Consider the following 12,670-nt stretch of genomic DNA (forward strand, 5'->3'; position numbering starts at 1 on the left):
TTGCTAGTCGTCACACGCTATAGCTGGCGCGTCGGCTAAGTGTGACAATCAAAACTGTACAGAAATACGGAATCGAATCATGAAACGTACTTTTCAACCGTCCAACCTGAAGCGCAAGCGCTCTCACGGTTTCCGCGCCCGCATGGCAACTGCCAACGGTCGTAAAGTTCTGGCCGCTCGTCGTGCCAAGGGTCGTGCCCGTCTGGTAGTTTAATGCCTACCCAGCACACCTTCTCTCGGGAGTTACGTCTGTTAACTCCCGAACACTTCAAACGCGTTTTCGCCGAGCCTGTCCGGGCTGCTTCCCCGCAAATTACGCTTCTCGCCTGCCCCAATTCACTCGAACACTCTCGTCTTGGTCTCGCTGTGCCCAAAAAAGCACTCAAGCGTGCCGTCTGGCGTAACCGTGTCAAACGGGTGGTCCGGGAAAGTTTCCGCCTCAAACAACATCAGCTGCCCGCTATCGACATCGTGGTGATCGCCAAAGCCGGTGTGAAAGAGATGGATAACGAGGAACTGTTCAAGTTACTGGAAAAGCTATGGCGCACTCTGTCACGCCGTTGCAATGGGTAGCTATCAAACTGATACGCCTGTATCAGCTAATCATTAGCCCTCTGCTCGGGCCGCGCTGCCGTTTTACTCCAACTTGTTCCCAATTTGCGATAGAAGCCATCCGACTTCACGGTTTCATAAAAGGCGTTTGGTTAGCTAGCAAACGTCTATTAAAATGCCATCCCTTATCCGAGGGTGGTTATGACCCGGTTCCGCAACCAAAGCGAAGAAACTGAAGACTATGGAATCACAACGCAATCTACTCCTGATCGGTTTGCTGTTCGTGAGCTTTCTGCTCTGGCAACAGTGGGAGTCCGACAAGGCTCCGAAGCCGGCCCCGACTACCGTGGCCCAAACCGAACATTTCGTACCTGAAGCCGGTCAGACCGGTGATATTCCTCAGGTTTCCGAGCAAGCCAACGCGACTGCCGCACGCAAGCTGATCACCGTCTCCTCTGACGTGCTCAAGCTGACCCTGGATACCCAGGGTGGTGACGTCGTGTCTGCCGAACTGCTGTCTCACAAACTGGAAGAGGGCAAGGACCAACCGTTCGTGCTGCTGACCAGCAAGCCTGAGCACCTCTATATCGCCCAGAGCGGTCTGGTGGGTCGCAACGGTCCGGACAGTCAGGCCGAAGGTCGTCCTACCTATGAAGCCGCCCAGACCAGCTATCAGCTGGCCGATGGTCAGGATCAAGTCGTCGTTCCGATGACCTGGACCGACAGCAAGGGCGTGGTCTTCACCAAGGAGTTCATCCTCAAGCGTGGCGACTATGCCGTTGGCGTTGATTACAAGATCGACAACAAATCTGCCGAGCCGGTTCAGGTGCAGTTCTATGGTCAGCTGAAGCAGACCGTAGCCACACCGAAGGATCAGGAAGGTCATGCCATGGTAGCCAGCGCTTACCGTGGTGGTGCCTTCTCCACTGAAGATACCCGTTACAAGAAGTACACCTTCGACGAGATGAAGGATGCCGACCTGAACAAGACCACCAAGGGTGGTTGGGTCGCCATGCTGCAACACTACTTCGTCTCTGCCTGGGCACCGAATGCCGACGATACCAACAGCTTCTACAGCCGTGTGATCCCTGGTAAAGGCCAGGCCATCATCGGTTACAAGGCGCCGCTGGTTGACGTGGCTGCCGGCCAACAGGCTGAAGTAACCAGCAAGCTGTGGGTCGGTCCCAAGCTGCAAGACCAGATGGCCAAGGTGGCTAACCACCTCGACCTGACTGTCGACTACGGCTGGCTGTGGTTCATCGCCCAACCGCTGCACTGGCTGCTGACCGTGTTCCACGGTTTCGTCCAGAACTGGGGTCTGGCCATCATCATGCTGACCCTGCTGGTGCGCGGCATCATGTTCCCGCTGACCAAGGCCCAGTACACCTCCATGGCCAAGATGCGCATGCTGCAACCTAAGATTGCGGCCCTGCGCGAGCGCTTCGGCGATGACCGCCAGAAGATGTCTCAGGGCATGATGGAGCTGTACAAGAAGGAGAAGGTCAACCCGCTGGGTGGCTGCCTGCCGATCCTGGTTCAGATGCCGATCTTCATCGCCCTTTACTGGGCACTGATGGAATCCGTTGAACTGCGTCACGCGCCGTTTGCCCTGTGGATCACTGACCTGTCAGTGAAGGACCCCTTCTTCGTGCTGCCAATCCTCATGGGTGCCTCCATGTGGTATCTGCAGAAGATGAGCCCGACCACCGTAACCGACCCGATGCAGCAGAAAGTGATGCAGTTCATGCCGATCATCTTCACTTTCATGTTCCTCTGGTTCCCGGCTGGCCTGACTCTCTACTGGCTGGTGAGCAACGTCATCTCCATCATCCAGCAGACCATCATCTATCGTCAGCTGGAGAAGAAAGGACTGCATTCACGCAGCTAATCTTCCCGTGATGACAAAAGAGGCGGCCTTCGGGCCGCCTTTTTTATTACAATGTCCCCACTACGTTTTCCTATCAGCGAACAAACGAGCCAAGCAAGATGACAACAGATACGATCGTGGCCCAGGCCACCGCGCCAGGCCGTGGTGGCGTCGGCATAGTCCGGGTCTCCGGCCCCGCCGCCGAACAGGTCGCCGGGATAGTGCTCGGCAAGCTCCCGCGGGTGCGCTACGCCGAATATCTGCCGTTCAAGGATGAGCAAGGCCAGGTACTGGATCAGGGCATCGCCCTGCTGTTCAAAGCTCCCAACAGCTTCACCGGCGAGGATGTGCTGGAGCTGCAGGGCCACGGCGGCCCCGTCATCATGGACATGCTGATCCGCCGCATTCTGAAAATCGATGGCATCCGCCCTGCCCGCCCCGGCGAGTTCAGCGAGCGTGCCTTCATCAACGACAAGCTGGATCTGGCCCAGGCCGAAGCTATCGCTGACCTTATCGAAGCCTCCAGCGAACAGGCGGCCCGCAGCGCTATGCACTCCCTGCAGGGGCAGTTCTCCAGCAAGATCCAGCAGCTGGTGGAAAACCTGACCCGGCTGCGCATCTATGTGGAAGCGGCCATCGACTTCCCGGACGAGGAGATCGATTTCCTCTCCGATGGCAAGGTGGCGGGCGACCTCTACGCCATCATGTCCGAGCTGGACGACGTGCGTGGTGAAGCCAAGCAGGGCGCCCTGCTGCGGGAAGGGATGAAGGTGGTGATCGCCGGTCGTCCCAACGCCGGCAAATCGAGCCTGCTCAACGCACTGGCAGGCCGTGAGTCTGCCATCGTTACCGAGATTGCCGGTACCACCCGCGACGTGTTGCGCGAGCACATCCATCTCGATGGCATGCCGCTGCACATCATCGACACCGCCGGCCTGCGCGACACCCAGGACAAGGTGGAGCAGATCGGTATCGAGCGCGCCTGGGCCGAGATCGAGCAGGCCGATCGGGTGCTTTTTATGGTAGATGGCACCACAACAGACGCAGTAGACCCGCGCGAAATCTGGCCGGAATTTGTTGATCGGTTGCCAAAAAACATCGGTCTTACCGTCATTCGCAACAAGGCCGACCTGACCGGCGAGGATCTGGCACCGAGCCAGGAGCAGGGCCACGCCGTCTATCGCATCTCCGCCAAGACCGAGCTGGGGCTGCCTGCCCTGCGCGAGCACCTGAAAGCCTGCATGGGCTTCCAGGGCAACACCGAAGGGGGCTTTATGGCCCGCCGCCGCCATCTGGATGCGCTGGAGCGCGCCACCGAGCGCCTGCTGGTGGCCAAAGAGCAGCTGGAAGTGTTCGTGGCTGGCGAGCTGGTGGCCGAAGAGCTGCGCCTCGCGCAAGAGTCCCTCTCCGAGATCACCGGCGAATTCAGCTCAGACGATCTGCTGGGCCGCATCTTCTCCAGCTTCTGCATCGGCAAATAAGCCGGTTTGGCAGACAATAAAAAGCCCGGGTTCGCCCCGGGCTTTTTTGTGCATTTTTCGACCACAAACCTAGAGGCGGCGCAAACACCACATGAAGTAAGCGCCCCCTAACAGGGTGGAGACCAACCCGACCGGCACCTCCTGCGGGAAAAGGATCTGCTGGCCGACCCAGTCCGCCGATACCATCAACAGGGCGCCGGAAGCGGCGGCCCCAAGCAGGTGCCAGCGTGCCCGCACCAGCCCCATCAGCTTGGCCATATGTGGCGCCAGAAGACCGACGAATGAGAGCGGCCCGACCACCAGGGTGGCACTGGCGGTGAGCACGGCCACCAGCAGCAGGATGGCGAGCTGGGCACGGTTGAGGCGAATGCCAAGCGCGGTCGCTACAGCACTCCCCATCGGCAGCAGATCGAGCCAGCGGCTCACCAGCAGGCAGGCGGCCAGCATCAACAGCGCCAGCCCCACCAGCCCATAGGCCACCGGCAGGGTGACGTAGTAGGTGGAACCGGACATCCAGGAGAGCAGTTGCTGCACCCGCATGTCGCCGTTGGCCAGCGCGATGGCCTGCAGCGGTTCAAACAGTGCCGTGATGGCGATACCGGATAGCAGGATCCGCTCCGGCTGGAAGCCGTGTTTGCGATTGACCAGCACCAGCAGCAACAGGCAGCCGAAGGCACCGAGCAGGCCACCGGACAGCATCAGCGGCAGGGGCAATGCAGGCAGCAACAGCGCCGTCGCTATCACCCCCATAAAGGTGCCGCCGCTCACCCCCAGCAGCTCCGGGCTCGCCATCGGGTTGTTGCTGACCCGTTGCAACAGGGTGCCCGCCAGCGCCAGCAGCACGCCAGCAGCCCCCGCAGCCAGAGTGCGCGGCAACCGCCACTCCAGCTGGGCCTGCCAGTGGAGCCAGCTTGGCCAGCTCCAGCCCGCCATTCCCTGCCCAAACAGTAGGGAGGTGACCACGGCCAGCATCAACCCGACCAGCAACAGGCCAATAAGGCGAGCCGGTGCCGGATGGCGGGCCACCAGCAGGCCGGCATTTGCCTTCGGCGTACCCGACTTGATGCCAAGGCGCGGGATCAGCCAGAGCAGCAGCGGGGCCCCCAGCAGGGCGGTCATGGCGCCGGTGGGGATCAATACCGGCCAGAAGCGGCTCAGGCTCTGCAGCAGCAGATCGGTGGCTGCCAGCAACAGGGCGCCGAGGATTGGAGCCCACAGCAGCCGCTGGCCAAGCTGGCGGATCCCGAGCAGCCGCACCATGGCGGGCGCCGCCAGCCCGATAAAGCCTATCAGCCCCACCACGCTCACCACGCAAGCGGTGACAAATACCGCCAGCCCCAGTCCGGCAAAACGCAGATGCTGAAGAGAGACCCCCAGACTGCGGGCGCTGGCATCATCCAGCTCCAGTACCGCCAACGGGCGTACCAGTACCGCAGCCAGCGCAGCGGCTGCCAGCAGGCGGGGTAACAGGTAACTCACCCCGCTCCAGCTGTTCTGCACTAGCGAGCCACTGCCCCACACCAGCAAGCCTTTCAGCTCCTCCTGAAAGAACAGCAATAGCCCCATGCTGATGGCCGCCAGATAGAGGTTGATCACCAACCCGGCAAAGACGATGACCACCGGATTGAGCTGGCGACGCCAGGCCAGGGCAAACACCAGTGCCATAGCAAGGCTACCGCCAGCCATGGCGATCCACTCCCGCCCCAGCAGCAGCCAGGAGGGGGCAAACAGGGTCACCATCATCAGCGCCAGCTGGGCGCCGGAGGCCACCCCCAAGGTGGTCGGTGACGCGAGCGGGTTGCGCAGCACCTGCTGCATCAGGGTGCCCGCCAGCCCGAGCGCCGCCCCGGCCAACAGGGTGACAACCAGGCGGGGTAGCCAGCTGAAATGCACCACCGCTTGGCTGACGTCATCCAGATTGGGGGCGAAGATACTCTGCCACCAGAGCGCACCGGGCAGCTGGCGAGCCAGCTCCCAACACGCGAGCAAGAGGGTCAACCCCAGCAGGATCGAGACCGGCCGCAGCAGCGGCGATGTGAGCAGTCGCTTCATCGGCTAGCCCCCATACGCTCGGCATCTTGCAGCAATGCATCGCTGAGCAGAGCGGCGAAACGGCGGGCGGCAAGTACGCCACCAAAACTCCAGACCGCAGGCAGATGCAGCACGGGCGCCTGTCGTACCTGCGGCAGATGCTGCCACAGCCCAGGCTCCTGCAGCCGTTCGCTCACCCCTACCGGGATGGGATCGACCACCACCAGCCGCGCGGTTGGCAAGGTCATGAACTGCTCGATACTGACCACCGAGAAACCCCAGTCATTGGTCTGCTCCTGCCAACCATTACGCAGCCCGAGCCGCGTCATCACCGCATCGAACAGGCTGTGGCGACCAAACACCCGCACATGGCGCTCATCGATAAACTGCACCACCAGCAGGGGCGGCAGATCCGCAGGCAATCCGGCCTGCATGCTGGCGAGATCCCGATCCAGCCCGGCCAGCAGCCGTTCGCCCTCGGCGGTTTTGCCCACCATACGGGCGAGAGTCAGGGTCACCTCGTGCAACCGCTGCCACAGATCGGCTTGCCCATCATAAAGGGCAATGGTGCTCACCGGTGCAATGCGGGAAAGAGTTGGCGCCAGCGGGGCCGCCAGCGGCGAGATGAGGATGCGATCGGGTTTGAGTTCCGCCAGCAGCTCGCGGTTGGGCTGGGTGCGCAGGCCGATATCCACCACCCCGGCGGGTAGCCGTGGCTCGCCGACCCATGCCTGATAGGGGCCTGCATCCCCAACGGCCAGCGGCGTCACCCCGAGCGCCAGCAGGGTCTCGGCAATGGTCCAGTCGACGGTGGCGATACGGGGTAGCGGCGCAGAAGCGATCGAGGATGTGTCGGCCTGCGCCACAAGTGGTAACAACAGGCTGATAAGGCAGGGAGCCATCTTCTTCAATAAAAGGTTCAAGGATGCCCCCGGTCAGACGATGGCGATGGGATGAGCATGAGCCGGGTGGCGAATGACCTCCATCGGGATGCCATAGATAGCGTGCAGGGTCTCGCTGGTCATGAGCCCCTCAGGTTCACCGTGGGTAAGCAGGCGGCCGGAGTGGAGCGCCACCAGCCGATCACAGAAGCGGGAGGCCATATTGATGTCGTGAATGACGATGATGACCCCGAGGTTGAGCTGACGGCTCAACTGCTTGACGAGCGTGAGCACCTCCACTTGATGGGCCACATCCAGCGCGGCCAGCGGCTCATCCAGCAGGATGAAGCGGCTCTCCTGGGCCAGCAGCATCGCCAGCCAGACCCTGCCCCGCTCGCCGCCGGAGAGGGTATCCACCAGCCGTTCTGCAAAGCGTTCGGTATGGGTAAGGGCGATGGCCCGCTCGACCTGACGGTGATCCTCCGCCCCCATCCGGCCCAGCAGGCCGCGCCAGGGGTAACGGCCCATCTCCACCAGCTCCCGCCCGAGCAGATTCTCGGCGCTCGGCAGATGCTGGGGCAGATAGGCCACCTGACGGGCAAACTCCCGATTGCCCCAGTCGGGCAGCGGCTTGCCATCGAACAGGATCTCGCCGTCGCTGAGGGGTTGCTGGCGTGCCAGCAGCTTGAGCAGGGTCGATTTGCCCGACCCATTGTGGCCGATGAGGCCATAGACCTGTCCCTGCTCGAAACGCAGGTCGGTGGGGTGCAGCAGCGTGCGGTCATTGACCGTGAAGCTGGCTGATTTCATCTCGAACATAAGCAATTCCTGTGCTGGCTTGCCGCCAGTCTCATCGGTGCCGGCATCAAGCCGGCACCTCGCAATCCAGATGAGCGATCGCATCGCGGCTCACCTCAGTACGGCGCGCGCCGGTCAGTTCGGTTAGCTGGCCCTGACGCATCTCCAGCAGGCGATCGGCCAGCGGGAAGTAGTGATCGTCGTGACTGATGGCAATCACCGTCTTGCCCATCTCCTTGAGGCGCGGCAGCAGCACCTGATAGAAGATGCGGCGGAACTGGGGATCCTGATCCGCGGCCCACTCATCAAACATCATCACCTCGCGCTGCTCGGCCAGCGCCAGCAGCAGGGCGACCCGCTTGCGCTGCCCTTGAGAGAGATCGATATCGGCGATAAAGCCATCCTCGATGGTGAGCTTGCTGCCCATCTGCAACCGCTCCAGCCACTCGGCCACCAGCTCATCCTTGGGTTCCGGCCCCAGCAGGTGCTGGAACAGGTGATAGTCGGTAAAGATGGCGGAGAAGAGCGCCAGATAGCCGTTGCGATCGGTGATCGGCTCACCATCCAGCAGGATCCGGCCCGATACCGGCTGGTAAAGGCCGGTCAGCAGCATGGCCAGGGTCGACTTGCCGGAGCCATTGCCGCCGATGATGAAGATCTGCTCCCCCTTTTCGATGACCAGATCGATGGGGCCAACGGCAAAACCGCCCTCCCCCTGATAGTGAAAGCTCACCTGCTCCAACTCGATACGCTGCCAGGGGCGGATGGCGGGCGGCAGCGGGAAGTCCGCATCCGGCTCGGCCAGATTGAGGGCGGCGATCTTGTCGAACGCCACCTGAGCGGCAAGCAGGGTCGGCAGGGCGCCAATCCCCTGCAACAGCGGGGTGCGCAGGAACAGCAGGGTCAGGGCGAAGGTGGCGGCCACATTGGTGTTGGCCCAGCCAAGGCCGTTGGCCAGAAAGAAGACCAGACCGATGGCCCCCAGCATCATGATATTCGACCAGTTCACCGCGCTCAGGTGATAGGTGTCGGCGCGGATGATCTGCTGGCGGTAGTCACGGGCATTTTGCTCATAGAGCTGGTGGTAAACGAAGTGAGCCCGCTCACGGTTGAGCGCCAGCTCCTTGCTGCCAGCGATGATGGCCTGATAGTTCTGATAGAGCCGATCTTCGGCCTGACGCATGTGGGAGAGATGGCGATAAACACGGTTCACCAGCAACCAGCCCACCACCATGGTGACGGTGACCCAGAGTGCGGTCACCCCGAGCAGGGCCGGAGAGAGCCAGCCGAGGTAAAGGGCAGAACCCAGCGTGAGCACCAGCCCCTGCACCAGCTCCGGCAGGCGCACGAAGGCGATGGTGATCTGGCCGATATCATTGGAGAGGGATGCCAGCAGCGGCCCCTGACCAATCTGGCGGATGCGGGCGACATCGGTATCCAATAGTTGCTTGAGCAGACGGCCACGCAACCGGTAGACAAAATGGTGACCGAGAGTGGTCAGGGCCAGCTGAGATCCGAGCGTGATCACCAGCAGCAACACAATCAGGCCGACCAGCTGACCGAGGATCGGCAGCGGATCACCTATAGATTCGATAAGAGACTGATTGATAAAAGCAATGACGCCAATCCCGCTGACGGCACTGAGCAGACTGAGCAGGGTAATGGCAATAAAGGGCCAACGATATTGGCGATAAACCAGAGACAAGAGTTCCATAACGGACCGGTATTCCAGAGAGATCAGAACAACTGCGGGTGAAAAAAGGGCGGGAATCCGGTTCCCGCCCGACTTCGATTACCAGCGGTAGTTGATGCTGCCCACTACGCTGCGCGGCTCGCCGTAGTAGCAGTAGTAGTCACAACTGGCCACGTAGGTTTCACCCAGCAGGTTGTTGACGTTGAGCTGGGCACGCCAGTTCTTGGCAAAGTCATACCCGATCATCGCATCCCAGACGGTATGGGCCGGCACCTCGGCAGAGCCGTAGATGGGGGTGAAGTCCGCATTCACGGCGCCAATACCCACGCTGGAACCGATATAACGTACACCGGTACCCAGCTCCAGACCCGAAGCCACCCCTTGCTGCACCTTGTAGTTGCCCCAGAAGGAGGCCTGGTGGCGCGGGATCAGGCTGGCACGGCGATCGCCACTGCCGGTGTCGTTGGTTTTGGCATCGGTGTAGGTATAAGCAGCTGTCAGACGCAGTGCATCGGTCACCTGCACACTCCCTTCCAGCTCAATCCCCTGAGAGGTCACTTCACCCGCCTGGGTCTGCTGGCCGGAACCGGTAGAGACCAGCGAGTTGGTCTGGGCCAGATCGAACAGCGCCAGATTGATGTAACCGTCGAGGAAGGCAGGCGCATACTTCACGCCGGTCTCGTAGAGCTTGCCCTTGAGCGGCTTGTAGGAGTTTCGGGTGTTAGGATCGATCCCCGGCAGTACCTCAAACGACTCGGCATAGGCAAAGTAGGGAGAGAGGCCGTTATCAGCCAGATACATCAGGCTGCCCGAGAGGGATAGCTCGTGATCGTACTGGCGCTCGTCCTTGCTGGTATTGGTGTTGTGGGTCTCCACATAGTCGAAACGACCACCGGCAGTCAGCAACCAGCGATCGTCCCAGCGGATCTGGTGCTGGGCATAGAGGCCGCTCTGGCCCTTGGTGCTCTTCTGGTGAGTGGCGGTCGACTCGTCAAAACCGGGGAAGCCGCTGTAATCCGGGTTCATGGTATTGATGGTGCCCATACCGTAGTTGTCGGCCTCGACACCTTCATTGACGTGACGCTGCAGATCTACCCCCAGCAGCAAGGTCTGCTCGGTGCTGTCGGTGTTCCAGTAGCCCACCATCTGGTTATCCATGGTGGCACTCTTGGTATTGCCATCGCGGTAAACCAGGCCACGACTGGCGGTTGTGCCTTCATAGGTCGGGAAGATATAGGTCTGGCGCAGCAGCAGATCGTTATAGTTGAAGCGGACGTTCTGCTTGAACTCCCAGGTCTGGTTGAGCTGGTGGGCCAGCTCGTAACCGGTGGAGATCTGGGTATTGCGGTTGCGATCGTAATCCGGCTGGCTCAGGTTGGTGGAGGGATCAATCTGGCCACCTGACGTATTCAGGGTGCCATAGACCGGGAAGAAGCCGTTGGTCGGGACCCCTTCGTCGTGCAGGAAACTGGCCAGCAGGGTCAGGCTGGTACGATCCGAAAGATCGAAGGTAACGCTGGGCGCCAGATAAACCCGATCGTTGTAAGTACCGGTAAGCACACCATCACGCTCTTTATAAAGAGCAACCATGCGGTAGCGGCTGTTGTCGGAGAGCGCATCAGAGACGTCCACCCCGACCTGACGATGATCCCGGCTGCCAAGCTGCAGATCCACCTGCCCTTGCGGCGTGGCGGTCGGTCGCTTGCTGATGGCATTGATCACCCCGCCCGGAGGCGCCTCACCGTAAAGGATCGAGGCTGGCCCCTTCAGCACTTCCACACTCTCCAGACCGAACGGTTCCGGCGTCCAGACGTAGTAGCCGGTGCCAAACAGCCGGTTGCCATCAAGATAAGAGGCGGCATCGAAGCCACGCACCTTGAACCAGTCGGTGTTGTTGTCTGAGCCATAGAGGCCGGTCAATACGCTGGAACGGTAGCGAATCGCTTCATCCAGCTGCAACACGGCGTGCTGATCCAGCTCCTCGCGATTAACCACTGAGACGGCGCGAGGGGTCTCGGCCATCGGCACTTCCACCTTCATGGCCGTACCGGTCACCACCATGGTTTCGCTGGCTTTGGGCAGCTCAGCGGTGGTTTGTTCGGCCATCAGCGGCAGGGAGACGAGCAAACCGGAGAGCGAAAGCACGCCGAAGGCGCCCTTCTTGCCGGGTCCTGTAGTGTATTTTTGCGCAATCATATTAAAGTCTCGTTTATCAATGAGTTATGTTGTTTTAATTGTTATTTGTGGTCGTTTGTCACGACATCACCCTGTTCCATGGGCGAATAAAGCAGCGCAATCCTACTACAGGAGCCGTGATCGAATCGATTCAATAATTGCTAATCATTTGCATCTACATTGTTATCTGGCTGCATCGTTGGCAGGATTTCGCGGGAGATGGGAGCCATCAGGAGAGCTATTAGCGGAGAATAAAATGGAGAGGAATATAAAGAAGCAGAAAAAAGATCGGCAGGATGGATCCGGTGGCATTATCTGACTGGATCCATTATCCCCAAGCTTTATCCATATTTATCCACACCCTTTGGCGGTAGAATCCGGCTTTCCGTTTCTTTGTCTGAAATCAGGATCCATTCCATGGCCAAACTCAATCTCGTCGTCGGCTCCATGCTGGGCGCCGCCGAATATGTCGCAGACCACGTCGCCAACCTGCTGGAACAGGCTGGCCACCAGACCCGGATCCACAACCCGGCCAAGCTGGCAGAGGTACTGGATGATGCGGGATCCATCCTGCTGGTGATCACTTCCACCCATGGTGCCGGGGATGTGCCCGACAACTTGCAACCCTTCGCCAAGGATCTTGCCGAGCAGCATCCGGATCTTAATTCATTGAAATATGGCGTGATCGCCCTTGGCGACAGCAGTTATGACACCTTTTGCCAGGGCGGCAAGACGCTGGATCGCCTGCTGGCCGAGTGCGGAGCCAGCCGGATTGGCGAGCGACTCGACATCGATGTGACCCAACACGAGATCCCCGAAGATGCCGCAGAAGTGTGGATCCGCGACTGGATGACGATGATCGCCTGATCAGCGTGCGGGAGATCCTGAAAAAAAGCTTGATCTCCCCACTTATCCCCAGATCGACTATCCACCATGTTATTAACAGATTGATCCGGGGGAGTTGTTCTACAAGGTTACCCACAACGCCCAGGGGTAATGTGCATAACTACGGTGTAAAGCTCTGCAAAACCTATAGTTATCCATGTATTAGATCCAGACCGACAGACCTCTGTGTATAAAAGTCCTGGTTATCCCCTCGTTCACCGGGCCAGGATCCAAGCTTTTCCACAAGCTAGGATCGTCCTTAAATTAATGATCTTTATGATCAAAAAGTGCTTATCAACAGAAAGGG

11 protein-coding genes are annotated in these 12,670 nt (G+C 60.1%); 6 read left to right on the top strand and 5 right to left on the bottom strand.

The genetic code is table 11. From position 1 onward, the window contains the following. The first annotated feature begins 79 nt into the window (after positions 1–79). The 5 genes from rpmH (at position 80) to mnmE (ending at position 3,900) form a co-directional block, all read left to right on the top strand. Complete coding sequence (gene rpmH, locus ACTG1P_RS13130) at positions 80–214, top strand: 50S ribosomal protein L34 (RefSeq protein ID WP_005307156.1); 135 nt, start codon at positions 80–82, stop codon at positions 212–214. Beyond that, positions 214–573, top strand: a complete 360-nt coding sequence (rnpA, locus tag ACTG1P_RS13135; RefSeq protein WP_005339313.1) for a ribonuclease P protein component — start codon at positions 214–216, stop codon at positions 571–573. Before rpmH ends, rnpA begins: the two co-directional genes overlap by 1 nt. Beyond that, entirely contained in the window at positions 540–788 is a 249-nt protein-coding gene (gene yidD, locus ACTG1P_RS13140; RefSeq protein WP_010672280.1) for a membrane protein insertion efficiency factor YidD, read from the top strand. Before rnpA ends, yidD begins: the two co-directional genes overlap by 34 nt. 5 nt (positions 789–793) lie before the next feature. Next, positions 794–2,440, top strand: a complete 1,647-nt coding sequence (yidC, locus tag ACTG1P_RS13145) for a membrane protein insertase YidC (RefSeq protein WP_005355794.1) — start codon at positions 794–796, stop codon at positions 2,438–2,440. 98 nt (positions 2,441–2,538) lie between these two features. Continuing rightward, a complete protein-coding gene (mnmE, locus tag ACTG1P_RS13150) occupies positions 2,539–3,900 on the top strand; it encodes a tRNA uridine-5-carboxymethylaminomethyl(34) synthesis GTPase MnmE (protein ID WP_440001448.1) in 1,362 nt (453 codons plus the stop codon). Between the two features lie 69 nt (positions 3,901–3,969). Here the strand turns inward: mnmE and fhuB are convergent, their stop codons facing one another. The 5 genes from fhuB to ACTG1P_RS13175 all read right to left on the bottom strand — a co-directional run bounded on the left by fhuB (position 3,970) and on the right by ACTG1P_RS13175 (position 11,499). Further along, positions 3,970–5,952: a Fe(3+)-hydroxamate ABC transporter permease FhuB gene (gene fhuB, locus ACTG1P_RS13155; RefSeq protein WP_440001449.1), complete on the bottom strand. Its 1,983-nt coding sequence runs from the start codon at positions 5,950–5,952 to the stop codon at positions 3,970–3,972. Beyond that, positions 5,949–6,833 carry an ABC transporter substrate-binding protein gene (locus tag ACTG1P_RS13160; RefSeq protein ID WP_440002305.1) on the bottom strand — a complete coding sequence of 295 codons (885 nt, stop codon included), beginning with the start codon at positions 6,831–6,833 and terminating at the stop codon, positions 5,949–5,951. The genes fhuB and ACTG1P_RS13160 overlap by 4 nt, the downstream gene beginning before the upstream one ends. A 33-nt stretch (positions 6,834–6,866) precedes the next feature. After that, a complete protein-coding gene (locus ACTG1P_RS13165; protein ID WP_064339077.1) occupies positions 6,867–7,631 on the bottom strand; it encodes an ATP-binding cassette domain-containing protein in 765 nt (254 codons plus the stop codon). A gap of 46 nt (positions 7,632–7,677) precedes the next feature. Then, complete coding sequence (locus tag ACTG1P_RS13170; RefSeq protein ID WP_440001450.1) at positions 7,678–9,324, bottom strand: multidrug ABC transporter permease/ATP-binding protein; 1,647 nt, start codon at positions 9,322–9,324, stop codon at positions 7,678–7,680. Positions 9,325–9,402: 78 nt separating this feature from the next. Further along, on the bottom strand, positions 9,403–11,499 hold the full coding sequence (locus ACTG1P_RS13175; protein ID WP_440001451.1) for a TonB-dependent siderophore receptor: 2,097 nt from the start codon (positions 11,497–11,499) through the stop codon (positions 9,403–9,405). Positions 11,500–11,895: 396 nt separating this feature from the next. Here ACTG1P_RS13175 and mioC point away from each other — a divergent pair, with 396 nt between their 5' ends. Next, the gene (gene mioC, locus ACTG1P_RS13180) at positions 11,896–12,345 is read left to right on the top strand and encodes an FMN-binding protein MioC (protein WP_005339325.1); all 450 of its coding nucleotides are present in this window, start codon (positions 11,896–11,898) and stop codon (positions 12,343–12,345) included. Positions 12,346–12,670: the final 325 nt, after the last annotated feature.

Source organism: Aeromonas sp. 11P (genome assembly GCF_051920165.1).
Taxonomy (GTDB): Bacteria; Pseudomonadota; Gammaproteobacteria; order Enterobacterales; family Aeromonadaceae; genus Aeromonas; species Aeromonas veronii.

Coding starts and splice junctions, on each gene's coding strand:
- rpmH (WP_005307156.1), top strand. CDS start 80: ATGAAACGTACTTTTCAACCGTCCAACCTGAAGCGCAAGCGCTCTCAC.
- rnpA (WP_005339313.1), top strand. CDS start 214: ATGCCTACCCAGCACACCTTCTCTCGGGAGTTACGTCTGTTAACTCCC.
- yidD (WP_010672280.1), top strand. CDS start 540: ATGGCGCACTCTGTCACGCCGTTGCAATGGGTAGCTATCAAACTGATA.
- yidC (WP_005355794.1), top strand. CDS start 794: ATGGAATCACAACGCAATCTACTCCTGATCGGTTTGCTGTTCGTGAGC.
- mnmE (WP_440001448.1), top strand. CDS start 2,539: ATGACAACAGATACGATCGTGGCCCAGGCCACCGCGCCAGGCCGTGGT.
- fhuB (WP_440001449.1), bottom strand. CDS start 5,952: ATGAAGCGACTGCTCACATCGCCGCTGCTGCGGCCGGTCTCGATCCTG.
- ACTG1P_RS13160 (WP_440002305.1), bottom strand. CDS start 6,833: ATGGCTCCCTGCCTTATCAGCCTGTTGTTACCACTTGTGGCGCAGGCC.
- ACTG1P_RS13165 (WP_064339077.1), bottom strand. CDS start 7,631: ATGTTCGAGATGAAATCAGCCAGCTTCACGGTCAATGACCGCACGCTG.
- ACTG1P_RS13170 (WP_440001450.1), bottom strand. CDS start 9,324: ATGGAACTCTTGTCTCTGGTTTATCGCCAATATCGTTGGCCCTTTATT.
- ACTG1P_RS13175 (WP_440001451.1), bottom strand. CDS start 11,499: ATGATTGCGCAAAAATACACTACAGGACCCGGCAAGAAGGGCGCCTTC.
- mioC (WP_005339325.1), top strand. CDS start 11,896: ATGGCCAAACTCAATCTCGTCGTCGGCTCCATGCTGGGCGCCGCCGAA.